This window comes from Streptomyces sp. NPDC058145 (assembly GCF_042884245.1).
Lineage (GTDB): Bacteria > Actinomycetota > Actinomycetes > Streptomycetales > Streptomycetaceae > Streptomyces.
Window position 1 is genome coordinate 29,953 of sequence record NZ_JBHVUH010000003.1, and the last position, 26,616, is coordinate 56,568.

25 protein-coding genes are annotated in these 26,616 nt (G+C 72.9%); 15 read left to right on the forward strand and 10 right to left on the reverse strand.

What is annotated here, in order from left to right:
- Positions 1 to 56 precede the first annotated feature (56 nt).
- The 3 genes from ACFVVO_RS06965 to ACFVVO_RS06975 are packed head-to-tail and all read left to right on the forward strand — an operon-like array spanning position 57 to position 3,552.
- Positions 57 to 1,733 carry an FAD-dependent oxidoreductase gene (locus ACFVVO_RS06965; RefSeq protein WP_390052419.1) on the forward strand — a complete coding sequence of 559 codons (1,677 nt, stop codon included), beginning with the start codon at positions 57 to 59 and terminating at the stop codon, positions 1,731 to 1,733.
- On the forward strand, positions 1,730 to 3,205 hold the full coding sequence (locus ACFVVO_RS06970; RefSeq protein WP_390052421.1) for an ATP-binding protein: 1,476 nt from the start codon (positions 1,730 to 1,732) through the stop codon (positions 3,203 to 3,205). Before ACFVVO_RS06965 ends, ACFVVO_RS06970 begins: the two co-directional genes overlap by 4 nt.
- The gene (locus tag ACFVVO_RS06975) at positions 3,202 to 3,552 is read left to right on the forward strand and encodes a UBP-type zinc finger domain-containing protein (RefSeq protein WP_390052423.1); all 351 of its coding nucleotides are present in this window, start codon (positions 3,202 to 3,204) and stop codon (positions 3,550 to 3,552) included. Before ACFVVO_RS06970 ends, ACFVVO_RS06975 begins: the two co-directional genes overlap by 4 nt.
- 36 nt (positions 3,553 to 3,588) lie before the next feature.
- On the opposite strand, the gene ACFVVO_RS06980 is transcribed toward ACFVVO_RS06975, so the two are convergent.
- Positions 3,589 to 4,809 carry an SGNH/GDSL hydrolase family protein gene (locus tag ACFVVO_RS06980; protein ID WP_390052425.1) on the reverse strand — a complete coding sequence of 407 codons (1,221 nt, stop codon included), beginning with the start codon at positions 4,807 to 4,809 and terminating at the stop codon, positions 3,589 to 3,591.
- A gap of 190 nt (positions 4,810 to 4,999) precedes the next feature.
- Complete coding sequence (locus ACFVVO_RS06985; protein ID WP_390052426.1) at positions 5,000 to 6,784, reverse strand: M4 family metallopeptidase; 1,785 nt, start codon at positions 6,782 to 6,784, stop codon at positions 5,000 to 5,002.
- 307 nt (positions 6,785 to 7,091) lie between these two features.
- On the opposite strand from ACFVVO_RS06985, the gene ACFVVO_RS06990 reads away from it, so the two are divergent.
- The 9 genes from ACFVVO_RS06990 to ACFVVO_RS07030 all read left to right on the forward strand — a co-directional run bounded on the left by ACFVVO_RS06990 (position 7,092) and on the right by ACFVVO_RS07030 (position 16,511).
- Entirely contained in the window at positions 7,092 to 8,303 is a 1,212-nt protein-coding gene (locus ACFVVO_RS06990) for a serine hydrolase domain-containing protein (RefSeq protein WP_390052428.1), read from the forward strand.
- Positions 8,304 to 8,394: 91 nt separating this feature from the next.
- Positions 8,395 to 9,072 carry an AIM24 family protein gene (locus ACFVVO_RS06995; RefSeq protein WP_390052430.1) on the forward strand — a complete coding sequence of 226 codons (678 nt, stop codon included), beginning with the start codon at positions 8,395 to 8,397 and terminating at the stop codon, positions 9,070 to 9,072.
- A gap of 152 nt (positions 9,073 to 9,224) precedes the next feature.
- Positions 9,225 to 10,265 carry a tetratricopeptide repeat protein gene (locus tag ACFVVO_RS07000; protein WP_390052432.1) on the forward strand — a complete coding sequence of 347 codons (1,041 nt, stop codon included), beginning with the start codon at positions 9,225 to 9,227 and terminating at the stop codon, positions 10,263 to 10,265.
- Positions 10,262 to 11,293, forward strand: a complete 1,032-nt coding sequence (locus tag ACFVVO_RS07005; RefSeq protein WP_390052433.1) for a polyprenyl synthetase family protein — start codon at positions 10,262 to 10,264, stop codon at positions 11,291 to 11,293. Before ACFVVO_RS07000 ends, ACFVVO_RS07005 begins: the two co-directional genes overlap by 4 nt.
- An 86-nt stretch (positions 11,294 to 11,379) precedes the next feature.
- Positions 11,380 to 12,348, forward strand: a complete 969-nt coding sequence (locus tag ACFVVO_RS07010; RefSeq protein ID WP_390053348.1) for a threonine/serine dehydratase — start codon at positions 11,380 to 11,382, stop codon at positions 12,346 to 12,348.
- A 220-nt stretch (positions 12,349 to 12,568) separates the two neighbouring features.
- A complete protein-coding gene (locus tag ACFVVO_RS07015) occupies positions 12,569 to 14,137 on the forward strand; it encodes a serine/threonine protein kinase (protein WP_390052435.1) in 1,569 nt (522 codons plus the stop codon).
- Between the two features lie 49 nt (positions 14,138 to 14,186).
- Positions 14,187 to 15,158, forward strand: coding sequence for an LLM class F420-dependent oxidoreductase (locus ACFVVO_RS07020; protein ID WP_390052437.1), 972 nt, complete (start codon positions 14,187 to 14,189; stop codon positions 15,156 to 15,158).
- A 110-nt stretch (positions 15,159 to 15,268) separates the two neighbouring features.
- Positions 15,269 to 15,694 (forward strand): SsgA family sporulation/cell division regulator, encoded by a 426-nt coding sequence (locus tag ACFVVO_RS07025; protein WP_390052439.1) that lies wholly within the window; start codon positions 15,269 to 15,271, stop codon positions 15,692 to 15,694.
- 163 nt (positions 15,695 to 15,857) lie between these two features.
- On the forward strand, positions 15,858 to 16,511 hold the full coding sequence (locus ACFVVO_RS07030; protein ID WP_390052440.1) for a DUF2238 domain-containing protein: 654 nt from the start codon (positions 15,858 to 15,860) through the stop codon (positions 16,509 to 16,511).
- 8 nt (positions 16,512 to 16,519) lie between these two features.
- Here ACFVVO_RS07030 and ACFVVO_RS07035 read toward each other — a convergent pair whose 3' ends face one another.
- From ACFVVO_RS07035 to ACFVVO_RS07055, 5 genes are all read right to left on the reverse strand, one after another.
- The gene (locus ACFVVO_RS07035) at positions 16,520 to 17,011 is read right to left on the reverse strand and encodes a DUF6328 family protein (protein WP_390052442.1); all 492 of its coding nucleotides are present in this window, start codon (positions 17,009 to 17,011) and stop codon (positions 16,520 to 16,522) included.
- Positions 17,012 to 17,063: 52 nt separating this feature from the next.
- Positions 17,064 to 18,047 carry an aldo/keto reductase gene (locus ACFVVO_RS07040; RefSeq protein ID WP_390052444.1) on the reverse strand — a complete coding sequence of 328 codons (984 nt, stop codon included), beginning with the start codon at positions 18,045 to 18,047 and terminating at the stop codon, positions 17,064 to 17,066.
- A gap of 91 nt (positions 18,048 to 18,138) precedes the next feature.
- Positions 18,139 to 18,756, reverse strand: coding sequence for a TetR family transcriptional regulator (locus ACFVVO_RS07045; RefSeq protein WP_390052445.1), 618 nt, complete (start codon positions 18,754 to 18,756; stop codon positions 18,139 to 18,141).
- Positions 18,753 to 20,243: an MFS transporter gene (locus ACFVVO_RS07050; RefSeq protein WP_390052446.1), complete on the reverse strand. Its 1,491-nt coding sequence runs from the start codon at positions 20,241 to 20,243 to the stop codon at positions 18,753 to 18,755. Before ACFVVO_RS07050 ends, ACFVVO_RS07045 begins: the two co-directional genes overlap by 4 nt.
- Before the next feature lie 84 nt (positions 20,244 to 20,327).
- Positions 20,328 to 21,545 carry an FAD-dependent monooxygenase gene (locus ACFVVO_RS07055; protein ID WP_390052448.1) on the reverse strand — a complete coding sequence of 406 codons (1,218 nt, stop codon included), beginning with the start codon at positions 21,543 to 21,545 and terminating at the stop codon, positions 20,328 to 20,330.
- Between the two features lie 343 nt (positions 21,546 to 21,888).
- Here ACFVVO_RS07055 and ACFVVO_RS07060 point away from each other — a divergent pair, with 343 nt between their 5' ends.
- Complete coding sequence (locus tag ACFVVO_RS07060; protein WP_390052450.1) at positions 21,889 to 22,263, forward strand: tyrosinase cofactor; 375 nt, start codon at positions 21,889 to 21,891, stop codon at positions 22,261 to 22,263.
- Positions 22,264 to 22,298: 35 nt separating this feature from the next.
- On the forward strand, positions 22,299 to 23,120 hold the full coding sequence (locus tag ACFVVO_RS07065) for a tyrosinase family protein (RefSeq protein WP_390052452.1): 822 nt from the start codon (positions 22,299 to 22,301) through the stop codon (positions 23,118 to 23,120).
- 30 nt (positions 23,121 to 23,150) lie between these two features.
- Here the strand turns inward: ACFVVO_RS07065 and ACFVVO_RS07070 are convergent, their stop codons facing one another.
- From ACFVVO_RS07070 to ACFVVO_RS07080, 3 genes are all read right to left on the reverse strand, one after another.
- On the reverse strand, positions 23,151 to 23,852 hold the full coding sequence (locus ACFVVO_RS07070; protein ID WP_390052454.1) for a ribonuclease H: 702 nt from the start codon (positions 23,850 to 23,852) through the stop codon (positions 23,151 to 23,153).
- Positions 23,853 to 23,899: 47 nt separating this feature from the next.
- Positions 23,900 to 24,694, reverse strand: coding sequence for a VOC family protein (locus ACFVVO_RS07075; protein ID WP_390052455.1), 795 nt, complete (start codon positions 24,692 to 24,694; stop codon positions 23,900 to 23,902).
- A gap of 105 nt (positions 24,695 to 24,799) precedes the next feature.
- Positions 24,800 to 25,282 (reverse strand): VOC family protein, encoded by a 483-nt coding sequence (locus ACFVVO_RS07080; protein ID WP_390052457.1) that lies wholly within the window; start codon positions 25,280 to 25,282, stop codon positions 24,800 to 24,802.
- A gap of 124 nt (positions 25,283 to 25,406) precedes the next feature.
- Between ACFVVO_RS07080 and ACFVVO_RS07085 the strand changes: the two genes are divergently transcribed.
- A complete protein-coding gene (locus ACFVVO_RS07085) occupies positions 25,407 to 26,612 on the forward strand; it encodes an epoxide hydrolase family protein (RefSeq protein WP_390052459.1) in 1,206 nt (401 codons plus the stop codon).
- Positions 26,613 to 26,616: the final 4 nt, after the last annotated feature.

Consider the following 26,616-nt stretch of genomic DNA (forward strand, 5'->3'; position numbering starts at 1 on the left):
TGCGGTGACCCAGGCGGCGCCGTCCCGTGAATCCGACCGCTCGGGGTGGGAGAGGCATGGCACAGGCCGCCGACGCAGCGCGGACCGTCATCCTGACCGTGGACGACGACCCCGGGGTCTCCCGAGCCGTGGCCCGTGACCTCAGGCGGCGTTACGGCGAGTCGTACCGGATCGTGCGCGCGGAGTCCGGCGAGTCGGCGCTGGAGGCGCTGCGCGAGCTGAAGCTGCGCGGGGATCTGGTGGCGGTGATCCTGGCCGACTACCGGATGCCGCAGATGAACGGCATCGACTTCCTGGAACAGGCCCTGGACGTGTATCCGGGGGCCCGGCGGGTGCTGCTGACCGCGTACGCGGACACCAGCGCGGCGATCGACGCGATCAACGTCGTCGACCTGGACCACTATCTGCTCAAGCCGTGGGACCCGCCGGAGGAGAAGCTCTACCCGGTGCTGGACGACCTGCTTCAGGCGTGGCGGACCAGCGCCTACAAGCCGGTGCCCAGCACCAAGGTCGTGGGGCACCGCTGGTCGGCCCGGTCCTCGGACGTACGGGAGTTCCTGGCCCGCAACCAGGTGCCCTACCGCTGGTACTCGGTGGAGGAGCCCGAGGGGCGGCGGCTGCTGACCGCGGCCGGGCAGGACGGGCAGCGGCTGCCGCTGGTGGTCACGCCCGACGGGACGGCCCTGGTCGAGCCCGAGGCGCCCGAGCTGGCCGCGCGGGTGGGCCTCGCGACGACACCGACGGCCGACTTCTACGACCTGGTGGTGATCGGCGGCGGCCCGGCCGGGCTGGGCGCCGCCGTGTACGGGGCCTCGGAGGGCCTGCGGACCGTGCTTGTGGAACGGTCCGCGACCGGCGGGCAGGCCGGGCAGAGCTCCCGGATCGAGAACTACCTGGGATTCCCCGACGGGGTCTCCGGCGCGCAGCTCACCGACCGGGCGCGGCGGCAGGCGGCCAAGTTCGGCGCCGAGATCCTGACCACGCGCGAGGTGACGCGACTGGAGATCAACGGGGCGGCACGCGTGGTGCGGTTCGCGGACGGCTCGGCGATCGCGGCGCACAGCGTCATCCTGGCGACGGGCGTGCAGTACCGGCAGTTGCGGGCCGAGGGCTGCACGGACCTGACCGGCTGCGGGGTGTTCTACGGCTCCGCGCTGACCGAGGCGTCCTCCTGCCAGGGGCACGACGTGTACATCGTCGGCGGCGCCAACTCGGCGGGTCAGGCGGCGATGTACCTCTCCCGGTTCGCCAAGTCGGTGACGCTGCTGGTGCGCGGGTCCGATCTGTCGGCGTCGATGTCGCACTACCTGATCCAGCAGATCGGCGAGGCGCCGAACATCTCGGTGCGCGGCCACACGGTCGTGGACGCCGCCCACGGATCCGGCCGGCTGGAGCAGCTGACGCTGCGTCACATGTCCAGTGGGGAGACCGAACGCGTCGACGCCCAGTGGATGTTCGTGTTCATCGGCGCCGCCCCGCTGACCGACTGGCTGGGCGGGACGGTGCTGCGCGACGAGCGCGGGTTCATCCTGGCCGGGCCCGACCTGACCGCCGACGGGCGGCCGCCGGCCGGCTGGGAGCTGGACCGGCCGCCGTACCACCTGGAGACCAGCGTCCCCGGCGTGTTCGTGGCGGGCGACGCCCGCGCCGAGTCCGCCAAGCGGGTCGCGTCCGCCGTCGGAGAGGGAGCCATGGCCGTCATGCTCGTCCACCGGTATCTGGAGCAGTCGTGAGCGGGCAGCCGGTGCCGTGCAGCCCGCAGGAGATCGGCTCCCTGTTCCTGTTCGAGAAGCTGGCGCCCGAACAGCTCGGCCGGCTGTGCAGCGAGGGCCGGGTGGAGCTGTTCGAGCCCGGCCCGGTCTACACCGAGGGCGACCCCGCCACCTGCTTCTACGTGATGGTCGAGGGCACGGTCGTGCTCTCGCGGCGGGTGGGCGGCGACGACGTGGAGGTGTCCCGTACCTCGCAGCGCGGGGTGTACGCGGGCGCCATGCAGGCATACCTGGGTGACCGGGTGCGGCAGGTGTACAACAACTCGATGCGGGTGACGGAGCCGACGCGGTTCTTCGTCCTGCCGGCGGACACCTTCGCCGAGGTCATGAGCGAGTGGTTCCCGATGGCCACGCATCTGCTGGAGGGGCTGTTCTTCGGCTCGAAGAGCGTCCAGGCGGCCATCGGGCAGCGGGAACGGCTGCTGGCGCTGGGCTCGTTGTCGGCCGGGCTCACGCACGAGCTGAACAATCCCGCCGCGGCCGCCGTCCGGGCCACCTCGACGCTGCGGGAGCGGGTCGCGAAGATGCGGCACAAGCTCTCGGTGATCGCCGAAGGCCCGTTCTCCCGGGACGCGTTGGCGAGTCTGATCGAGATCCAGGAGCGCACCGCCGAGCGCGTCGCCAAGGCGCCGGCGCTCAGCCCGCTGGAGGCCTCGGACCGCGAGGACGCGCTCACCGACTGGCTGGAGGACCACGGCATCGACCACGGCTGGCAGCTCGCGCCCACCTTCGTCCAGGCCGGGCTCGACGTGGACTGGCTGGAGCAGGTCGCGGCGGCCGTGGACGCGGAGATCCTGCCCGGGGCGGTGGGCTGGCTCAACTACACCGTCGAGACAGAGCTGCTGATGGACGAGATCGAGGACTCCACCACCCGGATCTCGCACCTCGTGGACGCCGCCAAGCAGTACTCGCAACTGGACCGGGCGCCCTACCGGGTCGTCGGCGTGCACGAACTCCTCGACAGCACCCTGCTGATGCTGTCCGGCAAGATCGGCCCGCGCATCGAGGTCGTCAAGGAGTACGAACCCGCACTGCCGGAGATCCCCGGCTATCCGGCGGAGCTGAACCAGGTGTGGACCAACCTCATCGACAACGCGGTGTCCGCCATGAACGGCGCCGGCGGGCAGGGCACGCTGACCGTGCGGACCGCGCTGGAGGGCGAGCAGGTGCTGGTGGAGTTCCGGGACACCGGGCCCGGGGTGCCGGCGGAGATCAGGAGCCGGATCTTCGACCCGTTCTTCACCACCAAGCCGGTCGGCCAGGGCACCGGGCTCGGCCTGGACATCTCCTGGCGGATCGTGGTGAACAAGCACCACGGCACCCTGCGTGTCGAGTCGGCGCCCGGCGACACCCGTTTCCAGGTGCTGCTGCCGCTGACCGCCGGGACAGCGGAGGAGCAGTCCGCCCTGACGAACCCCGAGGAGGCAGCATGAGCGGCGAGCCCGCCATCGACCCGAGCGTCCCGCCGAGCGGCGTGGGCTGTGTGGAGTGCGAGGCGGCCGGCGGGTGGTGGTTCCATCTGCGCCGGTGCGCGGCCTGCGGTCACGTCGGCTGCTGCGACGACTCCCCCGCCAAGCACGCCACCGCCCACTACGAGGCGACCGGGCACCCGGTGATCCGCAGTTTCGAGCCGGGTGAGGGCTGGTTCTGGAACTTCGAGACGGACGAGCTGTACACCGACGGTCCCGAACTCGCGCCGCCGGCCGAGCACCCTGCCGACCAGCCGGTTCCGGGCCCGGCGGGGCGGGTTCCGGCCGACTGGGCCGAGACGCTGCGCTGAGTCCCGCCCGGCCGGGGTGAGGCGGCCGGGCCGGGGTCAGCGCGCGCAGTCGAGGGCGTGCGGGTCGACGGCGCCGGCCAGGGCCCGCATGCCCGCGTCGTCGAGGTGCAGATGGTCGCCGTTGTCGAAGGCGGAGCGCAGGCGTTCGGGCACGTGGGGGCTGCGCAGGACGCGGTCGAAGTCGGCGACCGCGTCGAACTCCCCGCCGGCGCGGATGAACCGGTTGACCTCCTGGCGTACGGCCTCGGCGGCCGGGTCCCACTCGGACCAGCCCGCGAACGGGCCGATGGTCGCGCCGACCACGCACAGCCCGGCCGCGTGGGCCCGCCGGATGATCGTCCGGTAGCCGGCTATCAGGTCGGCCGCGGTGACCCCGGTGTGGGCCTTGAGGTCGTTCACTCCCTCGAACAGCAGGACGGTGCGCGCCCCGGGCTGGGTCAGGACGTCCCGCTCCAGCCGGTGCAGGGCGCCGGTCCCGGCGTCGTCGGTGAGCACCTTGTTGCCGGACATGCCCTCGTTGGCCACGCCCTTGACGGCCGTCGGGGCCGCGTGCAGGCGCCGGGCCAGGTAGTCGGGCCAACGCCGGTCGAGCCCCGGGGTGGACTGCCAGCCGTCGGTGAGGGAGTCGCCGAGCGCCACCACGGCTCCGGTCGCGGGGTTCGCGGGGCGTACGGAGACGGCGTCCAGGTACCACCAGGAGCCGGTCGGCCGCGCCCAGTTCGCCCCGCTCGTCTCGGCGGTGTGGTCGCCCTGGCTGACGTACGACGTCTGCATCGCCATCGCGTGCCCGGTGGCCGGTCCGGCCGCGTCGGGGGTGTGCAGGCTGACGGCGAGATCGGCCCCGGCCGGGACGGTCCCGGGCAGCGGATCGCTCCATGCGACCGTCCCGGCGGGCAGGGTGACCGTGCGGGCGCCGCCGAAGGTGAGCGGCCGGTCGCTGCCCGGTACGAGCGCCGCGCCCGTGCGCCGCAGGCCGGCGCGAACGCTGTCCAGGGTCAGGGGACGGTCGCCGAAGGCGTTGGACAGACGGACGCGCAGTGCGCTGCCGGCCACGCTGGTGTGCACGATCAGCCGGTAGCCGCGGCCGGCGGCGCCTTCGCCGAGGCGGTCGGCGCTCGCCGCCCAGGTGACGACCTGGCCGGCCCTGGCGATGGGTGCGGGCGGCCCGGTCAGGGCACGCACGGGCGCCCACTGGCAGGCGAGGGTGAGCAGCAGTGCGGCGGCCAGGCGGCGGACGCGGGCGGACCGGCCGGTCACCGGGCGGGCTCCTTCGCCCCGGCGGACCCGCCGGGCTCCGGGCGGAGCGTCCGGGACGTGTCTGCGTGTGCCACGGACGTCATGGTCCCGCCGCTGCCGCCGGTCCGCCACCTCGGCGGGCGGGGGCGCCCGGACGTGCGGATGCCCCGCGCGGGGCGGGGCATCCGGTGGTGCTGGGTACGGACGTCCGTCAGTGGCGGGCGGCCGGGGTGTTGGCGGCGGTCACGTTGACCGCGGCCCACGCGTTGTTCACCGTCTTGTACTCGGTGCTGGTCGAGCCGTACAGGTCCTTGGCCGCCTTCAGCGTCGCGACGCGCGCGCCGTGGAAGTCGGTGGTGGAGACCATGTAGCGGGTCAGCGCACGGTAGAAGATCGCCGTGGCCTTGGTGCGGCCGATGCCCTTGACGGTGGAGCCGCCGAACGTCGGCGAGTTGTACTTGACGCCGCCGATCGTCTTCGAGCCGCTGCCCTCCGCGAGGAGGTAGTAGGCGTGCGAGGAGACACCGGAACCGGCGTGCACCTCGGTGAAGTACGTGTCCGAGGACCAGTAGTCGATCGTGCCCTCGAGCTTGTCGAGCGAGGGGTGGTCGAGGCGGCGCAGGAACTTCTGGTCCAGGCCCAGCTTCTCGCCGACCAGGTAGTCCGGCGTGTCCTTCGTGTTGTTGGCGTAGAACTCGACGTTGGAGCCGAAGATGTCGGCGAGCGACTCGTTCAGCGAGCCGGGCTCGCCGTACTGGTTGCCGTCGGCGTCGACGTAGGTCGGCTGCAGGTTGGCGGTCGCCTCCACCACGCCGTGGGTCAGCTCGTGACCGGTGACGTCGAGGACGACGAGCGGCTTCTTGAACATCTGGCCGTCGCCGTCACCGTAGAGCATGCAGTTGCAGGTCGGGTCCCAGAACGCGTTGGCGACCTTGTTGCCCCAGTGGACCATTCCGCGGGCGGCCTTGGAGTTGTTGGCTATGCCCTTGCGGTTGAAGGTCTTCTTGTAGAAGTCCAGCGTCTTGGTGATGCCGTACTGCGCGTCGGCGGCGGCGCTGGACCGGCTGGAGGTCTTGCCGTTGCCCCACACGTTGGTGGTGTTGGTGAACTTCGTGCCCGCGCCGAAGGACTCGGTGTACTTGCCCTTGGCGTCACGCGTCTCGGTGCCGTACCGGTTCGGGTCCTTGAGCTGGTAGTGGCCGCGCGAGGTGGCCGTGGTGGTCAGACCGACGCTGCCCACGAAGAGGGTCTTGCCGGTGCCCTTGGCGGTCGCCGGGTAGTGCGTGACGCCGGAGGCGCCCGAGCCGAGCAGGCCGGCCCCGGTGGTGGAGCCGGTGCCGGTGGCCGGGTCGGCCGTCTGGCCGCTCTTGCGCAGCGCGGCGAGCAGCTTCGGCGACAGGAACTCGTCGGCGACGGGCGTGTTGCTGCGTACCTTGCCGGTGACGGCGTCGACGACGACGGTGCTGGCGCTGTCGTTGTCGGTGACGGTGACCTGGTAGGCGAGGACGGCGGAGCCACCGCGGGCGTCCACCACCAGCTCGGCACCGCCGGCCTCGCCCTTGGCGGCGCCGGCGGCCTTCGCCGCGGCCTGAGCGGCCGTCAGCTCGGGCTTGGCGGCCGCGGGCTTGACGGCGTGCGTGGCCGCGCTGGTGACCCCCGTGTAGGCCAGCCGCCGGTCCAGGTGGACGACGAGGTCGCCGCCGAGCACCGGCATCCCGTTGTGCGTGCGGACGAAACGAACGTGGCGCGCGCCCTCGGGGTCGACGAGCACGTCCTGGGCGTGGAGTTCGTCGCCCTGCGCGACCCCCGTCGCCGCGGTGTGGGTGAAGGCCGCGGCGTGCGCCGCCTTCACCACCGCCGCGGCGGTCGTGGTGGTGGACGCGGCGGAGCGCTCCCCACCGGTGGAGGGACCCGCGAAGGCCGTACCGGCCAGACCTGTGGCAGCGGTCGCCACCGCGACGGCGATCGCCGCGGTGCGTATGTGCGGTCTACGCAATCTGATCAGGGTTCCTTCATTCGAAGGCGGGAGGTTTCCCAACCGCCCTGAGACGTGGCGGAGTTGTGCGCCACGGGGGCTGGTCGGGCCCCGGAAGCAACCCTTATGGATCAGTCATGCACACGTAAAGGCGGAATGATCCATTTCGCGGTCTTCTATGGCAATCCTTTACAAATGCCTGCCACAGGGTGATCACGAGATGACCAACTGTGTGTCGACTGTGGAGACGTTGCCGCAATCCCCTAGGTTCCAGGCCGGAATGTGACCGATGTCGCATCGCGAACCGCTAGGACGGGAGTGGAGCCGGATGGTCTCAGCAATGGTGGGCAGGGGTGCGGTACTCGGAGCGGCCGTCCTGTCGCTGCTCACGGTCCCGGCCCGGGCCGTGACCCCGGAGGCGGACGCCCGAGCGGCGGCGGCGCTGCCCGCACCCGACGTCGGGGGCCTGGACGCGGCACTGCACTCGGTGGTGAACCAGGGCGCCCCGGGCGCGCTGGCGCGCGTCGACGACGGCGACGACTCCTACCTGGTGACCCGCGGCTTCGCCGACCGGAGCACCCGTCAGGGCATCAGCGCCGCGGACCGGTTCCGCATCGGCAGCGTCACCAAGTCCTTCTCCGCCGTGGTCCTGCTGCAACTGGCCGACGAGCACAAGCTGGACCTGGACGCCCCGGTCAACCGGTATCTGCCGAAGCTGCTGCCGGACGACCGCATCACGGTCCGGCACGTGCTGAGCCACCGCAGCGGCCTGTACGACTACAGCGACGACATGTTCGCCCAGAGCGTGTCCGGCTTCGAGGCGGTCCGTAACAAGGTCTTCGGCTACCGCGACCTGGTCGCCCTGTCGCTGAGGAAGCCCCGCACCAACGCGCCCGGCGCCGCCTACTCCTACTCGAACACCAACTACGTCGTCGCCGGCCTGCTCATCGAGAAGCTCACCGGAAGTTCCGTGCGCAGCGCCTACGAGAAGCGGCTGATCTCCCCGCTCGGGCTGCGCGACACGTTCTACGTGCACCCGGACACGAAGATCCCGGGCCGGCACGCCCACGGCTACCTCACCCCCGACGCCGCCGGCGCGAAACTGGTCGACGCGACCGATCAGACGGTGTCCTGGGCGCAGAGCGCGGGCGCGCTCATCTCCAGCGCCAGGGACCTGAACACCTTCTACTCCGCGCTGCTGCGCGGCAAGCTGCTCTCCTCCGCCCGGCTCGCGGAGATGGAGCGCTTCACCCGGGTCGACGCCACCACGTCGTACGGGCTCGGGCTGCGCCGGCGCGACCTGTCCTGCGGCGTCTCGGTGTACGGGCACACGGGCGCCGTCCAGGGCTTCTACACGTACGCGTTCGCCTCGAAGGACGGCAAGCGGGCTCTCACGGCCGCCGCCAACACCTCCAACAACGCGAAGGTGCTCGGCGCGCTGGCGGGCACGCTGGAGTCGGCCTTCTGCGGCAAGAGCACCGGGAAGGGCACCGGCAAGGCGCCGCGCGCGGCCGCCGGGGAGCGGGATCTGAAGCAGTAACGGGACCTGGCGCGGCAGGGGGACTCGGTGGCCGGACGGGCACGTGCCGTGATCTTGGCGGAACGAGTCCGTCCGGGACACCATGCCCCGCATGAAGGGTTCCCTCTTTTCCAGTGAGCACGTGGTGCAGCCGGCCGTCGAGGCCGGCATGACCGTCGAGAACGCCAAGTGCATCAAGTACGCGGTGAACGGCGAGATGCACGCCCGCCAGGGCGCGATGATCGCCCACCGCGGCAACCTCCAGTTCGAGCGCAAGGGCCAGGGCGTCGGCGGGATGCTCAAGCGCGCGGTCACCGGCGAGGGGCTGCCCCTGATGGCGGTGCGCGGCCAGGGCGAGGTCTGGTTCGCGCACGAGGCGCAGAACTGTTTCATCGTCGAGGTAGAGCCGGGCGACCGGTTCACCGTCAACGGCCGCAACGTGCTGTGCTTCGACGCCTCGCTGTCGTACGAGATCAAGACCGTGAAGGGGTCGGGCATCGCCGGCGGCGGCCTGTTCAACAGCGTGTTCAGCGGACAGGGCCGGCTCGGCCTGGTCTGCGAGGGCAACCCGCTGGTGATACCCGTCTCGGCGCAGTACCCGGTGTACGTCGACACCGACGCGGTGGTCGGCTGGACCGCGCACCTGCAGACCTCGCTGCACCGCTCGCAGTCCCTCGGCTCGATGCTGCGCGGCGGTTCGGGCGAGGCGGTGCAACTGATGCTCCAGGGCGAGGGGTTCGTCGTGGTGCGGCCGAGCGAGGCGACGCCGCAGAAGGCGCAGCAGCACTGACGCCCCGTGGAGTGATCTGCGCCGCACGGGCAACCCCGCTCCGCGTACCGGCGTCTTGACCCACGACAGACCGTGCCCCGGCCTGCGGGCCGGGGCACTTTTCCGGCGTGCTATACACACTGCGTATACACGTCGTGTATAGAAGGGCATGCATGTACGGCAAGGCTTTCGCCCCGGAGTACCAGGGCGCCCTGACCACCCTGTCCGTGAACTCCTCGCTGGTCGACGTACTGGCCGAGGGCACCGAGCGGCTGCGCCAGGCCGAGCGGTCCGGCCTGGCGGGCGAGGCGGCCCGCTGCGGGCTCGCCGTCGCCGAGGCACACCGGCGGCTCGGCCGGGTGCGGGACGCCGACCGGGCCTGGAAGGCGAGCTACCGCGCCGCCCGGGAGGCTGGTGACACGGCCGCGATGGCGTGGGCACTGTGGAGCGGCGGCACCCTGGCCCGGCAGCGTGGGGCGTTCCCGCTGGCGTGGCGGCTGCTGGGGCTCGCGGCCGAACTCGGCGAGCGGGGCGGCGACATCGTGGTCCGCGGCTACTCGCTGGCAGGCCTCGCGGAGACCGGGCGCATCCAGGGCGACTACGAGGCGGTCGGCCGGCTGCACGAGCAGCTGCTCGCCGAGGCCCGCAGGCGCGGGGAGGCCCGGCACACCGTGTGGGCGCTCGAGGGCATCGCGCAGATGCACCGCAACACCGGCGACCACGACCGGGCGTACGCGCTGTTCGAGGAGGCGGCGGAGATAGCCGAGCGGGCCGAGGACCGGCGCGGCCACGCCTGGGCGCTGCGCGGCCTGGCCGACATCGTCTCGGTCCGCGACGGCGACACCGAGCGGGCGCTGGAGCTGCTGTCGCGGGCTGAGACCACCTGCCGGGCGATGAACCTCTCCAGCGCGCTCGCCTACAACCACAAGATGCGCGGCAACGTCTTCTACCGCGCCGGCCGTTACCCCGAGGCCCGGGAGCTGTACGAGCTGGCCCTGGAGGAGTTCCGGGCGATGAGCGAGCCGCGCGGCGAGGCGCTGTCCCGGCTCGGCCTCGCCAAGTCGCTGGCCCACCTGGGCCGCGACCGCGCCGAGACGGCGGCCGAACTCGCCGACCTGGCCCGGGTGCTGGAGCGCGCCGGGCTGCGGCACGCGCGGGAGATGGTCGCCCGGGCGCAGCGGGAGTTCGGCCTGGACGCGGAGGCCGTACGGTGAGCGCGCTCCCCCCGGCGGTGCAGGCACCGCCCTCGGCCCTGGGCACCCTCGACCGCTGCCGGGCGCTGGTGCGTCCGGCCCTGGCGGAGGCGGTGGGGCGGCTGCATCCCTGGGTGGCCGAGATGGCCGCGTACTCCTTCGGCTGGTGCGAGGTGGGCGGCGCGCCCGCCGCCGCGCCGGGCGGCAAGGGGGTGCGCCAGGCGCTCGCGGTGCTCGGCGCGGAGGCGGCGGGCGCCGACGGGCGGGCCGGGATCCCGGCGGCGGTCGCGGTGGAGCTGGTGCACGCCTTCTCGCTGCTGCACGACGACATCATGGACGGCGACGCGACCCGGCGACGCCGCCCCTCGGTGTGGAAGGCGTACGGCACGGGTCCGGCGGTGCTCGCCGGGGACGCCCTGTTCGCGCTGGCCGTGGAGACGCTGGCCGCCGCGCCCGGCGGTCCCGGCGGCGTACGGCTGCTCTCCGCCGCCCTGGCCGACCTGGTCCGCGGGCAGGCCGACGACCTGCTGTTCGCCGCGCGGCCCTGCGCCGGCCCGGAGCGGGTGACACCTGGGGAGTACCGGGCGATGGCGGAGCACAAGACGGGCGCGCTGCTCGGCTGCGCCGCCGCGCTGGGCGCGGCGCTCGGCGGGGCCGGGGAGCCGGCCGTCACCGCGCTGGACCGGGCCGGACGGCATCTGGGCGTCGCCTTCCAGCTCGTGGACGACGTGCTGGGCATCTGGGGCGACCCGGAGGTCACCGGCAAGCCGGTGGGCGGCGATCTGCGGGAGGGCAAGAAGACCTTCCCGGTGCTGTTCGCCCTCGGCTCCCCCGCCGCCCGTCACCTGCCCGCGCTGCTGGGTCCGGCGGGACGGGCCGAGGAGGCGGCCGCGCTGATCGAGGAGGCGGGCGGCCGGGCGGCGGCGCTGGCGGAGGCCCGCGCGCACACGGCCGTCGCGCGGGAGCTGATCTCCGGACTGCCGCCGGCCGCGGGCGCCGCCGGAGAGCTGCTCGGCCTGCTGGACCACCTGGAGGACCGCGACCTCTGAGAGTTGACTCGCGCGTGTCCGCGGGCCAGGGTGCCGACGGCGCGGTTCCCAGTCCCGCGCCGGGAAGGTGAACGACCTTGACCAGCCTGATCGGCCTCCCGGACATCGAAGCCGCCGCACGGCGGATCGCCGGCCACGTCGTACGGACGCCGACCGTGCCGAGCCCCGGACTCACGGACCTGCTCGGCGTCCCGGTCACCGCGAAGCTCGAACTGCTGCAGCGCACCGGATCGTTCAAGGCGCGCGGCGCGACGGCCAAGCTGCTGTCGCTGAGCGGGGCCGAGCGCGCGGCCGGCGTGGTGGCGGTCAGCGGCGGCAACCACGGGATCGCGGTCGCGGAGATGGCGGCGGCCCTGGACGTGAAGGCGACCGTGGTCATGCCGCGCACCGCGCCCGCGCGGTCCATCGGGCTGGCCGAGGCGGCCGGGGCGTCGGTGCGGCTGACCGACGGCATGGACAGCGCCTTCGAGCTGGTGATGGACCTGCGGGACGAGGGGCTGACCCTGGTCCACCCGTTCGACGATCCGGTCGTGATCGCCGGGCAGGGCACCGTGGGACTGGAGCTGGCCGAGGACGCCGCCGGCGCCGGCGGGCCGACGGACGTCCTGGTCAGCGTGGGCGGCGGCGGTCTGATCGCCGGTGTGGCGGCCGCACTGCGCGCCCGCTGCCCGGAGGTGCGGGTGTGGGGCGTGGAGACTGAGGGCGCCGAGGCCATGTCCGGCGCGCTCAGGGCGGGCGGTCCCCGGCAGGTGCCGGTGTCCTCGCTCGTCACCACGCTGAGCGCGCCCTCCGTGTCGCGGCTGACGTACGACCATGTGTCGGCGCTGGTCGAGGAGGTCCTGGTGGTCCCGGACCGGGAGGCGGTGCAGGGCTGCCTGGACCTCGCCGAGCGGGCCAAGCTGTGGACCGAACCGGCCGCCGGCTGTCTGCTGCCGGCCGCCCGGCGGGTGCTGGCCCGCGTCGGCGACGGAGCCCGGCTCGGGCTCGTGGTGTGCGGGGGCAACGCGGCACCCGGGGAGCTCTTCGGCTGGGCGGACCGCTTCGGGCTGCTCTGAAACACGCCGCCACAGCCGGGGAACGCGCTGTACGGCCGGGCATCTACCGTCGGTAACCCGCAGGTGGATGCCCGGCCGTGTGCGGTCTTCGTAAACCCACCGGCCCTGTCGACGCGTTGAATAAAAGGCAGGAACGGGGCCGGAGTCGCGGATCCTTTGAACGCACCCCGGCGCACCCCGCGTACCTCTGGGCAAGTCGAGTCTGGGGTCTCAGCGAGGGATGACCATGGTCAAGGCGCACGTCGCACACGAGCCGGTCGCCGGCCGGTACCGGCTGCTCGAGGTCCTCGCCCGCGAGACGAACCGGCTGTGGTGGTACGCCGAGGACGTGGCGTCCGGGCAGCCCCGGCTGATGGCGCGGACCGAGCTGCCGGAGGCCGCCGACGCGGACACCGTACGGCGCGCCACGGCCCGGGTGATGCGGACCTCCGAGATCATGCGGCTGCTGTGCCCCGGGCGGGTCGCCACGGTCGTCGACGCCGTCGTGGAGGCGGGCACCCTGTGGACGGTCACGGACCGGATCGAGGGCACACCGCTCGGCGAACTCCTGGACCGGGAGGGCCCGTTCCACCCGGTCCGGGCGGCACGGCTGGGCCTGGAGATCCTCGACGTGCTGCAGGCGGCGCACGACGAGGGCATCACCCACGGCGAGCTGAGCCCCGGCCAGGTCTTCGTCCGGGACGGCGGGCCGGTCCTGGTGGCCGGGTTCGGGCTGGCGGGCACGACGCTGGCCCCGCGGCTGACGGCGCCCTCGTACGCCTCGCCGGAACAGGCCCGCGACGAGCGCGTCGGACCGGCCGCCGACCTGTGGGCGCTGGGCGCGATCCTCTACACGATGGTCGAGGGGCGTCCGCCCTTCCGCGACCGCGGCCGGCCCGACGCCACCCTGCGGGCAGTTGACCGGCTGCCCCTGCGCACCCCGCTGCGCACCGGCCCGCTCACCCAGGCCGTCCAGGGGCTGCTGCGCAAGGACTCCCGCGAGCGGCTGAACCGGGGCGTCGTCCGCGACGCCCTGATCCGGGCCCTCGACGAGGACTCCGACGCGGACCGGTGCCTCGCGCCCGCGCCCCGGCTGCGCGACGCGTACGCGGCCGTGCGGCACGCCGCCCGGGCTCCGGGCAGACGGCTGCTGGTGGCCGGGACCGCCCTGGCCGTGGTCACGGTCGCGGCCGCCGTGCTGGCCGTGACCCACCGGCTGCCCGGCACCTCCACCGCGGCCGCACCGTCCCGGACCACCGCCACGGCCACCCCGCCGCCCGGCCGCACCGGCGACGGCCGTCCCGGCCCCGGTGCGAGCCCCGGCCCGACCCGCTCCCCCGCCCTGCCGGCCGGCTACCGGCTCTACACCGCTCCGGAGGGCTTCTCCGTGGCTCTGCCGGAAGGCTGGAAGCGGCTGGCCACCTCGCGCGCGCCCGAGCACGCCTACCGCGTCACCTTCGGCACCGGCGACGCCTCCCCCACGCTCGCCGTCACCTACAGCGAGCGCGTCGGCCCGGACCCGGTCGCCGTCTGGCGCGACGAGGTCGAACCGGCGCTGGCGCGGCTTCCCGGCTACCACCGGATCGGCACCGTGCGGGCCCTCACCTACCGGACGCACCGGGCCGCCGATCTGGAATGGGTGGCCGGCTCAGGCGCCGCCCGGACGCACACCCTCGGGCGGGGCTTCCTCCTGGGCGGCGGGCGCGGCTTCTCGCTGCGGTACACCACACCGGCCGCGGACTGGGGCGACTCCGCCGGCACGATCGCGCTGAAGACCTTCCTGGGGACCTTCCGTGAGCCGAAGGACTGACCGGCGCCCCCGGCCGTTTTCCCTCCGGCAGCCCGGGGACTCGCGTCGTATGGTGCAAATCGGATACACGATGATGACCGAGCAGGCCGGCCCCCGGGACCTGGTGGACCACCTGGTGCGGGCCGAGGAGGCGGGCTTCGACTTCTCGGTGACCTCGGACCACTACTTCCCGTGGCTGCGTTCCCAGGGTCACGCCCCGTACGCGTGGAGCGTGCTCGGCGCCGCGGCGCAGGCCACTACGCGCATCCCGCTGATGACCTATGTGACCTGCCCGCTGATCCGCTATCACCCCGCCGTGGTGGCGCAGAAGGCGGCGACGATGCAGTTGCTGTCCGAGGGCAGGTTCCGGCTCGGGCTGGGCGCGGGCGAGAACCTCAACGAGCACGTGGTGGGCGGCGGCTGGCCCCCGGTGGACGTGCGCCACGAGATGCTGGAAGAAGCGATGGAGATCATCCGCGCGCTGCTGGAGGGCGGCCATGTCACCCATCACGGCACGCACTACGACGTGGACTCGGCCCGGCTGTGGGACCTGCCGGACCAGGCACCGCCGATCGGCCTCGCGGTCTCCGGCGAACAGTCCTGCAAGCTCGCCGGGCACCTCGCCGACCTGGTCATCGCCACCGAGCCGAAGAAGGGACTGCTGGAGGCCTTCGACCGGCACGGCGGCACCGGCAAGCCCCGGGTGGGCCAGTTGCCGGTGTGCTACGACCCCGACCGGGACACCGCGGTCAAGCGGGCGCACGCCCAGTTCCGCTGGTTCGGCCTGGGCTGGAAGGTGAACGCCGAGCTGCCGCACCCGGACTCCTTCGAGGCCGCGACCCAGTTCGTGACCACCGATGACGTCGCCTCCGCCATCCCCTGCGGCGACGACCCGGACGCCTTCGTGGAGGCCGTGAGGCCGTACGCCGAGGCCGGGTTCGGGGAGGTCGCCCTGGTGCAGATCGGCGGCGACTCGCAGCCGGAGTTCCTGGACTGGTCGGCGAAGACCCTGCTGCCCGCCCTGCGCGAGGAGTTCGGCTGACGGAGGAGGGCGCCGGAAGGAGACGGCACGGATTGAGCCGGACGGATGAGCATTTCGGGCCTGTACGGGGTACTAGAGGTCCCTACGCCGATTGCTTCCGGAGGACCTTGGTGAACCGCTTCGTGCACAAGACCCTGGTGGTGCAGCTCCAGGCGGCGGGCACCGCCCGGTGTCCGGTGCTCGCCCATCTGAGCTATGACGCCGAGGACCCGTTCGCCGTCACCGCCGCCTTCGGCCACGACGGCCGGGTGCTGGCCCGGTGGCGGCTCGACCGGGAGATGCTCTCCGACGGGCTGACCGGTCCGGTCGGCGTCGGCGACGTCCGGCTGCGTCCGGTCTCCGCCGGACGGTGGCGGGAGCTGCGCATGGAGTTCCTCGGCGACTACCGGGCCGACGGCGGCCGCCACCACGCGGTGGTGTACGCCTGGGCGCCCGCGGTCGCCGCGTTCCTGCACGAGACCCGTGAGGTGGTCCCGCTCGGGCAGGAGGAGGTCCAGGTAGACGATCTGCTGGCGGAGATCCTCTCCACGGGCTGAGCGGCGGGCCGGGGTGGGCCGTCGGCTGAGTGGGCGGGCCTCGGCGCCGGCTGAGTCATGGGCCGGGGCGCCCTGAGTAGCCGTACTCATGTCCGCGCCGATCCGCCGGCCGCAGGATGGGGCTCCTTCGACCTCCACGACTCCTCCGGCAAGGAGCCCCGCCATGCCCGCAGTGCGCCCCGCCCCGCTTCCCGCTCCACGCCGTGTGCCGCCCGCCCTGTTCGCGGGCGTGGTGGCCGTGGGCCTCGCCGTGTCGGCGTGGGACGTGCGCGACCGCACCACCTGGTTCCTGGAGACGTTCTGGGCGCTGGCCGGGCTGCCCCTGGTGGTGCTGGTCTGGCGGCGCTTCCCGCTGACCGGGCTGTTGTGCGGGCTGCTCGCCGCGCACGCGCTGGTGCTCGCCGCCGGCGGCCACTACACGTACGCGCGGGTGCCGCTGGGCGACTGGGTGCGGGACGGCTTCGGCCTCTCCCGCAACCCGTACGACCGTTTCGGCCACCTGATGCAGGGCTTCGTCCCGGCCGTCCTGGTGCGCGAACTGCTCGTCCGTACCTCGCCGCTGCGCGGCAGCCGCTGGCTGGCCCCGCTCACCGTCTGCGCCTGTCTCGCCTTCAGCGCCTGCTTCGAGCTGCTGGAGTGGGCGGCCGCCGAGATCGGCGGCCACAGTGCGGACGCGTTCCTCGCCACCCAGGGCGATGTCTGGGACACCCAGTGGGACATGTTCTGCGCGCTGATCGGGGCGGTGCTGTCGCTGCTGCTGCTCAGCAGGGCGCACGACCGTCAGCTGGCGGCCCTGGCGGCACGGACCGCCGGCTGACCGGTCAGTCAGTCGCCGCGGCCGGTGTGCCGGCGGCGCGCCCACAGCGGCAGCCCGTACCAGCACACCAGGTACCAGGCGACGACGGCGGCTACCAGGTAGGGGACGTAGCCGTCGTGCGTGGCGACGCGCAGGATCAGCAGCAGCGATGAGGTCATCGTGGCGAGCAGCAGGACGAGGCCGACGAAGGTCAGCCGGGAGGCGATGCGCACCGCCTGCGGCTTGACCCGCCGCCCGGAGACCAGGCGGTGCAGGGACACCGGGCCGATGAGGGCGCCGGTCGCGCAGGCGCCCAGAACGACCGTCACGATGTAGATGATCTGATCGGTCGGGGTCAGCGTCGCGTACTTCGGCTGGAAGACGACTGTCAGCAGAAAGCCGAACAGGATCTGCACGCCCGTCTGCGCGACGCGGACCTCCTGGATGAGTTCACCCCACATCCGGTCGGCCCGCTCCTCCTCCGTCTCGTCGCGGCCCTTCCGCCGCCCCTCCTGTGTCATGCGATCCGTTTAACCGGGTGAACGTTCGTTCAAACGGACGGTTTCACCATGGCTACCAGCGGTGTTCGACCTGCTCCTTGACACGGCGGTCGTACAGTTCGCGGATCGCGGCGTGCGTCTCGGCGGACAGGGCCGGCAGCTTGGCCGCGGCCGCGTTGGCGCGGGCCTGCTCCGGGTTGCGGGCGCCGGGGATGACCGTGGTCACACCGGGCTGCTCGATGATCCAGCGCAGGGCCAGCTGGGCCGGGGTGAAGCCCTCGGGGGCGAGGGCCGCGAACTCGGCGGCCGCCTCGACACCGGACGCGTAGTCGACGCCGGAGAAGGTCTCGCCCTGGTCGAACGCCTCGCCGTGCCGGTTGTAGGTGCGGTGGTCGTCGGCGGCGAAGACCGTGTCCTTCGTGTACTTGCCGGACAGCAGGCCGGAGGCGAGCGGCACGCGCGCGATGATGCCGACGCCCGCCTCCCGGGCCGCCGGGAGCACCTCGAGGAGGGGCTTCATGCGGAACGGGTTGAGGATGATCTGCACGCTCGCCACGTTGGGCCGGGCGATCGCGGTCAGCGCCTCGGCGCAGGTCTCCACGCTCACGCCGTACGCCGCGACGCGCTCTTCGGCCACCAGGGCGTCGAGGGCGTCGAACACCTCGTCGGAGGAGTACACGGGGGTCGGCGGGCAGTGCAGCTGCACCAGGTCGATGCGGTCGACGCCGAGGTTGCGGCGGGACCGGTCGTTCCAGGCGCGGAAGTTGTCCAGGACGTAGTTCTCGGGAGTCTGCTCGACCCGGCGGCCCATCTTGGTGGCCACGAGCACATGCAGGTCCGGCCGGCTGCGCAGGAAGGTGGCGACGGTCTCCTCGCTGCGCCCGTCGCCGTACACGTCGGCCGTGTCGAAGAAGGTGACGCCGGACTCGGCCGCCGCCTCCAGGACGGACAGGGCCTCCTTGTCGTCGACCTCGCCCCAGTCCGCGCCGAGCTGCCAGGTGCCGAGTCCGACGACCGACGCCCACTGTCCCGACCTGTCCATCACGCGTTCGTCCATACCGTCCAGTCTGTCATCCGGCCTCCCGGCCCGCCGGACCGGGTGCTTCCGGTCGCGGACGGCGCCGGACGCCTGGTGGCCGCCTGGGGCGTCAGGCCCGGGGGGTCAACTGTGCCTGGACGAGGGGGCCGTAACGGTCGGCGATGGCGTCGAGGTCGGTCCCGCGCAGGTGCGGGCCGCGGGCGACGCCGTACATCACGCCCAGACCGAGCAGGCCCGCGACGGCCAGTTCGGCGCGCAGTCCCCGGTCGGGGCCGGTGAGCCGGGCGGCGAGGCGTTCGGTCACCTGGGCGCGGAAGTTGGCGCGCAGGACCTCGCCGTGGTCGCCGTGCAGGGGGGCGAAGGCGATCCGCACCAGCGGGTCGGCGCCGCGGTCGCGCTGGCTGGCCAGGACATGCCGGACCATGTGCCGGCCCAGCTCCTCCAGGGGCGCGTCGAGCAGGTCGTCGGCGTCGGCGTCGAAGGACATCACGCGGGCGAAGAGGGCGTCCTTGTTGCCGAAGTACTTCAGGATCAGCGGCGGGCTGACCCCGGCCCGTTCGGCGACCGCCCTGAGGGTGATGTCGGCGTGGGCGTGCCGGGCCAGGAGATACCGGGCGGCCTTGAGGATGGCCGTCCTGGTGGCCTCGGCGTCGCGGCGCGCGGGGGCGGTCTCGTGGGGCGCCGGTGCGGCTGACCGGGGGCCGGATGGGGTGCTCACGGCACTCATGCTCCCTCCATCGCCTCGTCACGGGCGCCCCGGGTGGCACCGCGAGCGCGCCGGGTGCCGCCGGAGGGCCCGTCGCCGGGTATGGACAGGGCCGCGGCGCAGGCGACCAGGGCGATGGCGCCGGCCATCGTGAACGCCAGCAGGTAGCCGTGCAGGGTGGGCACCGGGAGACCGCCGACGAGGATGGTGTGGTGGACGAGGACGCCGGCGACGGCGGCGCTGGAGGTGGCCTGGCCGATGGTGCGCATCAGGACGTTGACACCGTTGGCGGAGGCCGTCTGGGCGGCCGGGACGGCGCGCAGGATGAGGGTCGGCAGCGCGGAGTAGGCGAGGGTGGTGCCGGTCGCCACCACCGTGGCGCCGAGGATGATCATCCACAGGTCTCGGCTGTCGGCGATGCGCAGCGCGTAGCCGCAGGCGATGACGGCGGCGCCGAGGGCGAGGGTGATGCGCGGGCCGCGGGAGGCCGAGATACGGGCGGACAGCGGCGAGAAGAGCAGCATGGTGACGCCGCCGGGCAGCAGGCACAGGCCGGTGGCGACGATCGACAGGCCGAGGCCGTAGCCGGAGGCCTTCGGCGCCTGCACCAGCTGGGCGGTCACCAGCGAGTTGGCGTAGAAGGCGAATCCGGTCAGCATGGCCGCCACATGGGACAGGCCCACCCGGGGCCGGGTGACCAGGCGCAGGTCCACCAGGGGCCGCTCGGTGCGCAGTTGCTGCCACCACCACAGGACGAGGACCGCGGCGGCGGCGAGGAACAGTCCGAGGACCCGGGGGCTGCCCCAGCCCCACTGGCCGCCCTGCGACACCGCCAGCAGCAGGCTCACCAGGCCGGCGGCCAGGCCCAGCGCGCCGAGCACGTCGAAGCGGCCCGGCTCGCGCACCGGGGACTCCCTGACCGCCCACCAGGTCGCCGTCACGCCGAGCGCGCCGAGGGCGCTGGTCAGCCAGAACATGGTGTGCCAGTCGGCGTACTGCACCACCAGCGCGGCCAGCGGCAGGCCGAGCGCGGCGCCGATGCCGACGGTGGAGCTCATCAGCGCCACCGCCGAGCCGCGGCGCTCCGGCGGCAGTTCGTCGCGCAGGATGCTGATGGACAGCGGGACGACGGAGGCGGCGGCGCCCTGGAGCGCGCGGGCCGCGATGAGCACGCGGATGTCGGAGGACAGGGCGCACATCACGGAGCCGGCGGTCATCAGGGCGAGCGCGGTGATGAGCACCCGCCGCTTGCCGTACATGTCGCCGGCCCGGCCGAGCACGGGGGTGAGCACCGCTCCGGAGAGCAGGGTCGCGGTGACCATCCAGGAGACGGTGGCCGCCGATGCCCCGGTGAGCCGCGGCAGGTCCGGCAGCAGGGGGACGACGACCGTCTGCATGACGGCCATGAGGATGCCGCCCGAGGCCAGCACGGGGATGGTGAGCCGGTCCCGCAGGCGGGGCGGCGCGGCGTCGGTGCCGGGCTGGGACGTCGGTGCCGGCTGGTCCATCGGCGCTCCTGTGGGCAGCGTGAAAGCGTTGGTGAATAACAATTCACCCTATCGAGTGAATGGCCATTCACCAACGCCCCCGGCTCAGCGCCGGTCGGCCGCCGACCGGGCGTGCAGGGCGCGGGCCGCCCGGGGACCCAGCCAGCGCTTGAGCCTGCGCAGCACCTCCAGTTGGCCGGCCGCCTTGTCGATGCCGTAGTAGAGCTGCGGCGGGACGTGGGGCAGCAGCGGGGAGTGGCGCTGGCCGAGCAGGGCGAACATCCGGTGCGGGGGCAGTTCGACGTAGCGCGGCAGGTTCTCGTACCACTGGGCGCTGTAGCGGGCCGCGCTCTGCGCCGAGAGCAGTTCGGACCTGCGCTGCCGTTCGTAGGCGGTCAGGGCCTCGGGCAGGGAGGCGTGCCGGCGCAGGGAGGCGGCGAGGCACATGGCGTCCTCCAGGGCGAGGGTGGTGCCCGCGCCGATGGAGTAGTGGGTGGTGTGGGCGGCGTCGCCGAGCAGGACGAGGTTGCCGTGGTGCCAGGTGCGGTTGGTCAGGGTGCGGAAGGCCGGCCACGGCGCGCCGCCGCCCGCCGGTGAGCGGTCGATGAGGGGGTGACCGTCGAGCACGCCGGCGAAGAGCTTCTCCAGCAGCGCGAGCCCCTCGCCCCGGTCCGCCCGGTCCAGGCCGAGACCGGCGAGGGTGTCCGGGGCGCACTCCACGACGCAGGTGCTGTGGTCGTCGCCGTACTTGTAGCCGTAGGCCCAGATCCAGCCGTGCCCGGTCTCCACGAAGGCGAACGTGAAGGCGTCGAAGACCTTGGTGGTGCCGAGCCAGGCATAGCGGTTGCGGCCCTCTTCCAGCCGGGTGCCGAAGTGGCCGGCGTGCCGGGCGCGCAGCGCGCTGTGGACGCCGTCGGCCGCCACGACCAGGTCGGCCTCCGGCAGGGCGGCGGCCGGGACCTCACTGGCGAACTCCAGCCGTACGCCGAGGGAGCGGGCGCGCCCGGCGAGGATCTCGAGCAGGCGGTGGCGCCCGATGCCGTGCCCCTCGTCGCCGGGCTGCCGGGCCACCCGGCCGCGGATGTGCGCCACACCCTGGTTCCAGCGCACCGAGCTCTCCTCGACCGCCCGCGCGGACTCGGGGTCGTGGGCGTGCAGCCGGTCGAGCAGTCCGCGCCAGTAGGTGACGCCCCAGCCGTAGGTCGAGCCCTCCGGGTCGCGTTCATGGACGGTGACGTCGTGGGACGGGTGCTGCCGCTTCAGCAGGATGGCGAGGTACAGGCCCGCGGGCCCGCCTCCGACACAGACGACCTTCACGCGCACACCCCTGACGATTACTCAACGTGCTCGAACGAGATCGCAGGGTAGCAGGGAGTCGGGCGCGGATGCGGGTTTGCGGATCGCGCCAGTCTGGCGCGGTGACCGGCGCCACTCGGGAGGGCCGCCGACGGGAAGGATCACCGCGTTCCCGTCCACGCCGGCAAGGAATTCCCTGTTCCGCGACGACACGGGTCGCCGCCACAGCAAGATCATCTTGGTTCAACCTTGCACGACATGTGGCCAATTGTCCGGATCACAGCCAACCGGTTCCGAATGATTTCTCCCTCTCCCCGAGGGCCCGATAGGCATGAGGAGTCACCACTCGCTCCCCCGCAGGAGGACCCGCATGCCCGAACTCACCCGGCGTCGCGCGCTCACCACGGCGGCCGCTCTCGCCGCCACGGCCTCGGTCGTCACACTCGTCGCCCCCGCCGCACCGGCCACCGAACACCACCACGGCGCGCCGGACTCCTTCGACGAGGTCTACAAGGGCCGCCGGATACAGGGCCGTCCGTCGGACGGCGGCGGCCATCACCACGAACACGGCGGCGGCTACGCCGTGTTCGTCGACGGCGTGGAGCTGCACATGATGCGCAACGCCGACGGGACCTGGATCAGCGTGGTCAGCCACTACGACCCGGTGCCCACCCCGCGCGCCGCCGCCCGCGCCGCGGTGGACGAGCTGCAGGGCGCCCGGCTGCTGCCCTTCCCCGCCAACTGACCGCCCCCGCAAGGACTTTCCGGAGCGTCACGCACATGACCGTACGCAAGAACCAGGCCGATCTGACCGCCGACGAGAAGCGCCGGTTCACCGGCGCCGTCCTCGAACTCAAGCGCAGCGGACGCTACGACGAGTTCGTCCGCACGCACAACGGCTTCATCATGTCCGACACCGACACCGGTGAGCGGACCGGCCACCGCTCCCCGTCATTCCTGCCCTGGCACCGCAGATTCCTGCTGGACTTCGAACGGGCGCTGCAGTCGGTCGACGCCTCGGTGGCGCTGCCCTACTGGGACTGGAGCACCGACCGCACGGTGCGCGCCTCGCTGTGGGCGCCGGACTTCCTGGGCGGTACCGGGCGCGGCTCGGACGGCCGGGTGATGGACGGCCCGTTCGCCGCCGCCACCGGCGACTGGACGATCGGCGTCCGGGTGGACGGCCGTTCGTTCCTGCGCCGCTCGCTCGGCTCCGGCGTGCGCGAGCTGCCGACGCCCGCGGAGGTGGAGTCGGTGCTGGCGATGCCGGTGTACGACATGGCGCCGTACAACAGCGCCTCGGACGGCTTCCGCAACCACCTGGAGGGCTGGCGCGGGGTGAACCTGCACAACCGGGTGCATGTGTGGGTCGGCGGCCAGATGGCCACCGGCGTCTCCCCGAACGACCCGGTGTTCTGGCTGCACCACGCCTACATCGACAAGCTGTGGGCCCAGTGGCAGCGCCGGCACCCGGACTCGGGATACGTGCCGGCGGACGGGACGCCGGACGTCGTCGATCTGAACGAGACGATGAAGCCCTGGAACGACGTGCGTCCGTCGGACCTGCTGGACCACACGCGGTTCTACACGTTCGACCGCTGACGCCCGGCGCGGCCCACGCGGGCCCGCCGGTCAGGCGTCCGCGGTGCGGCACTCCGGGTGGCCCCAGCCCTGCGTGTTCTTGGCGATGGACTCGCCGGCCGCGTAGGAGCGGCCGCACAGGCAGCGGCCGGGGAACTTCGCCTTGATGGTGCGGGAGGAGCCGGCCGTCGCCCCGCCGCCGGCGCGGCGGGGTGCCTTCTTCCGCGCCGCCCCGGCCGCCGGCGTGTCGGGCGAGGGCGGGGGCTCCGGCGAGCCGAGCGCGCTGCCGGCCGCCTCCTGGACGGTCGCGGCCTGACTGGCGGCGCGGTCGGCGAAGTCGTTCAGCGGGTCGCCGTCCACTTGGTGGGCGGGGACGTAGCGGAACTCGACCGACCGGCCGTCGAGCAGCGCGTCGATGCGCACCACGAGGTCCTGGTTGGCGACCGGCTTGCCGGCCGCGGTCTTCCAGCCGTTGCGCTTCCAGCCGGGCAGCCAGGTGGTGACGGCCTTCATCGCGTACTGGGAGTCCATCCGGACCTCCAGCGGCACGTCCGGCTCGACGGAGGTGAGCAGCCGCTCCAGAGCGGTCAGCTCGGCGACGTTGTTGGTGGCCCGGCCGAGCGGGCCGGACTCCCAGCGGGCCGCGGTCCGCTCGTCGTCGGAGACCACCCACGCCCATCCGGCCGGTCCCGGGTTTCCCTTCGAAGCCCCGTCGCACGCGGCCACCACACGTTCACGCATACGGCCGATCATGCCACGGCCTCGGCGGTCGCCGGACCGGGCGTCTCCCCGGCCGGCGGTCAGCCGTCCGCGATCTGCGGCATCTCGCCCTCGGTGGTCTTGACATCGATCACCGAGAAGTTGGCGCCCTGCGGATCGCTGAGCGCCGCGAACCGGCCGAAGGGGCTGGTCATGGGTCCGAAGTGCAGGACGGCACCGAGCTTGGTCGCCCGGGCCACGGCCGCGTCGCAGTCGTCGACGGTCCAGTACACGTTGATGTACGACGGCACCTCGGGCGGGAAGTCGTCGGTCATCCGCATCCGGCCGAGGACGGTCTCCTCACCGATGTCGAACATGCGGAAGTCGATCGCGTCGTCCGCGATCCGCTTCGCCCGGTACGGGAAGACGGCGGTCAGGAAGGCGTCCGTGCGGTCGGGGTCGCGGGTGAAGGCCTCCGCCCAGCAGTAGGCGCCGGGCACCGCCGTGGCGTCGAAGCCCTCGTGGCTGCCCGCCTGCCATACGCCGAACACGGCGCCGCTGGGCTCGCGGGCCAGGCACATGGTGCCGAACTCGCCGACCTGCATCGGCTCCATCAGCACCTCTCCTCCGTTGTCCCGGATCCGCTCCGCGGTGGCGGCGGCGTCCGGCGAGGCGAAGTACAGGCACCATTGCGACTGGCCCTCCTGACCGGGCATGGGCGGCACCACGGCGGCCACCGCCTGGTCGTCGGCGTAGGCCTGGGTGTAGTTGCCGTACTCGGACGACGACTCGCCGAAGGTCCAGCCCAGGACCTCGCCGTAGAAGTTCTTGGCGCTCTCGAGGTCGCCGAACATCGCATCGGCCCAGCAGGGCGTTCCCTCAGGTTGCACGGCCATGGTCGCGGCCCTCTCCGCTCGGCTGATCCGCATCGGTCCGCCCCTGTACAGAACGCTAGTCATGCCGCGCCCGGCGCGCGCGCCGGGCGCGGGACACCGGCGGCGCTACTCCCCCGCGTACGCCTTGTCCAGCGCGGCGACGTCCAGTTTGCCCATGCTCATCATGGCGCGGGTGGCTCGCTCCGCCTTCTCCGTGTCCGGGTCGCACACCATGTCGATCAGCCGGTCGTAGACCACCTGCCACGAGACGCCGTAGCGGTCCTTGAGCCAGCCGCAGGGGCCACCCTCGCCGCCGTTCTCGGTGAGACGGCTCCAGTAGTGGTCGATCTCCCGCTGGTCGGAGCAGTGGAGCTGGAACGAGATCGCCTCGTTGAACCTGAACTGGGGACCGCCGTTCAGGGCGACGAACTGCTGCCCGTTGGCCGTGAACTCCACGCTCATCACCGATCCGGCCTGTCCGGGGCTGCCCTCGGGGTAGCGGCTGATCCGGCCGACGCTGGAGTTCTTGAAGACGGAGACGTAGAACTCCGCCGCCTCCTCGGCCTGGCCGTCGAACCAGAGACACGTGGTGAATCCGTCGGTGTTCATGAGTACCTCCCGGGGGCGTGGAACGCGGTCACCTGTACCGACCGATGGTCCGCCCGGAACTCATCGGTGGGGCCGCCGGACACAATGCGCGGGGGTGAACGGAACGGCGCATAGCATCACGACCATGACCTCCTCGCCCGCCGAGAGCATCCGGCCCTTTCGCCTGTCGGTCCCGCAGAGCGACCTCGACGACCTGCACGACCGCCTCGACCGCACCCGGTGGCCCGCGGAACTGCCGGACGCGGGCTGGGAGTACGGAGTCCCGGTCGGTTATCTGCGGGAGCTGGCCCGGTACTGGCGGCACAAGTACGACTGGCGTGCCGCCGAGGAGCGGCTGAACCAGTGGCCTCAGTTCACCACCACCATCGACGGCGCCCGCATCCACTTCGCGCATCTGCGCTCCCCGGAGCCGGACGCCACCCCGCTGATCCTCACCCACGGCTGGCCGGGTTCGGTCGTGGAGTTCCTGGACGTGGCCGGGCCGCTCGCCGACCCGGTGGCCCACGGCGGCGACGCGGCCGACGCCTTCCACGTCGTCGTGCCCAGCCTGCCCGGCTTCGGGCTGTCCGGGCCCACCACGGAACCGGGCTGGGAGGCCGGGCGGGTGGCGGACGCCTGGGCGGAGCTGATGCGGCGGCTCGGATACGAGCGGTTCGGCGCGCAGGGCGGCGACTGGGGCGCGGCCGTCTCCCGCGAGCTGGGCCGCGCCCACCCGGACCGGGTGACCGGCGTCCACCTCAATCTGCTGCCCGGCGCCCAGGCGGCCACCCGGCCCACCGAGGGGGAGCTCGGCGCGCTCGGGCCGCGGGAACGGGAGAACACGCTCAGGTCGTGGAGCCGGTGGGAGGAGTGGTCGCGGGAGGGCACGGGATACGCCGTGCTCCAGTCGACGCGCCCGCACACCCTCGCCTACGGGCTGACGGACTCCCCGGTCGGTCAGCTCGCCTGGATCGTGGAGAAGTTCCGGGAATGGACCGATTCCAAGGATCTGCCGGAGGAGGCGGTCGACCGGGACCTGCTGCTCACCAACGTGATGCTCTATTGGCTGACCGGTACGGCAGGCTCGTCCGCCCGTATCTACTACGAGCGCGCGCACGCCACCGGCCGTGCCGCCCGGCCCGGCGAACCGTCCCCGGTGCCGACGGCCCTGGCCCTGTTCCCGGCCGAACTCCAGATCCCGTTGCGCCACAAGGCGGACCGGACCGAGAACATCGCGCGGTGGACGGAGTTCGACCGGGGCGGGCACTTCGCGGCCATGGAGGAACCGGACCTGCTCGTCGGCGACGTCCGGGCGTTCTTCCGGCGGCTGCGGGAGAGCCCGGTCGGCTGACCGG

Coding starts and splice junctions, on each gene's coding strand:
- ACFVVO_RS07045 (WP_390052445.1), bottom strand. CDS start 18,756: ATGAGTGCCGTGAGCACCCCATCCGGCCCCCGGTCAGCCGCACCGGCG.
- ACFVVO_RS07065 (WP_390052452.1), top strand. CDS start 22,299: ATGACCGTACGCAAGAACCAGGCCGATCTGACCGCCGACGAGAAGCGC.
- ACFVVO_RS06990 (WP_390052428.1), top strand. CDS start 7,092: ATGGTCTCAGCAATGGTGGGCAGGGGTGCGGTACTCGGAGCGGCCGTC.
- ACFVVO_RS07040 (WP_390052444.1), bottom strand. CDS start 18,047: ATGGACGAACGCGTGATGGACAGGTCGGGACAGTGGGCGTCGGTCGTC.
- ACFVVO_RS07075 (WP_390052455.1), bottom strand. CDS start 24,694: ATGGCCGTGCAACCTGAGGGAACGCCCTGCTGGGCCGATGCGATGTTC.
- ACFVVO_RS07060 (WP_390052450.1), top strand. CDS start 21,889: ATGCCCGAACTCACCCGGCGTCGCGCGCTCACCACGGCGGCCGCTCTC.
- ACFVVO_RS06965 (WP_390052419.1), top strand. CDS start 57: ATGGCACAGGCCGCCGACGCAGCGCGGACCGTCATCCTGACCGTGGAC.
- ACFVVO_RS07050 (WP_390052446.1), bottom strand. CDS start 20,243: ATGGACCAGCCGGCACCGACGTCCCAGCCCGGCACCGACGCCGCGCCG.
- ACFVVO_RS07000 (WP_390052432.1), top strand. CDS start 9,225: ATGTACGGCAAGGCTTTCGCCCCGGAGTACCAGGGCGCCCTGACCACC.
- ACFVVO_RS06995 (WP_390052430.1), top strand. CDS start 8,395: ATGAAGGGTTCCCTCTTTTCCAGTGAGCACGTGGTGCAGCCGGCCGTC.
- ACFVVO_RS07085 (WP_390052459.1), top strand. CDS start 25,407: ATGACCTCCTCGCCCGCCGAGAGCATCCGGCCCTTTCGCCTGTCGGTC.
- ACFVVO_RS07020 (WP_390052437.1), top strand. CDS start 14,187: ATGGTGCAAATCGGATACACGATGATGACCGAGCAGGCCGGCCCCCGG.
- ACFVVO_RS06975 (WP_390052423.1), top strand. CDS start 3,202: ATGAGCGGCGAGCCCGCCATCGACCCGAGCGTCCCGCCGAGCGGCGTG.
- ACFVVO_RS07080 (WP_390052457.1), bottom strand. CDS start 25,282: ATGAACACCGACGGATTCACCACGTGTCTCTGGTTCGACGGCCAGGCC.
- ACFVVO_RS07030 (WP_390052440.1), top strand. CDS start 15,858: ATGCCCGCAGTGCGCCCCGCCCCGCTTCCCGCTCCACGCCGTGTGCCG.
- ACFVVO_RS07070 (WP_390052454.1), bottom strand. CDS start 23,852: ATGATCGGCCGTATGCGTGAACGTGTGGTGGCCGCGTGCGACGGGGCT.
- ACFVVO_RS07015 (WP_390052435.1), top strand. CDS start 12,569: ATGACCATGGTCAAGGCGCACGTCGCACACGAGCCGGTCGCCGGCCGG.
- ACFVVO_RS07035 (WP_390052442.1), bottom strand. CDS start 17,011: ATGACACAGGAGGGGCGGCGGAAGGGCCGCGACGAGACGGAGGAGGAG.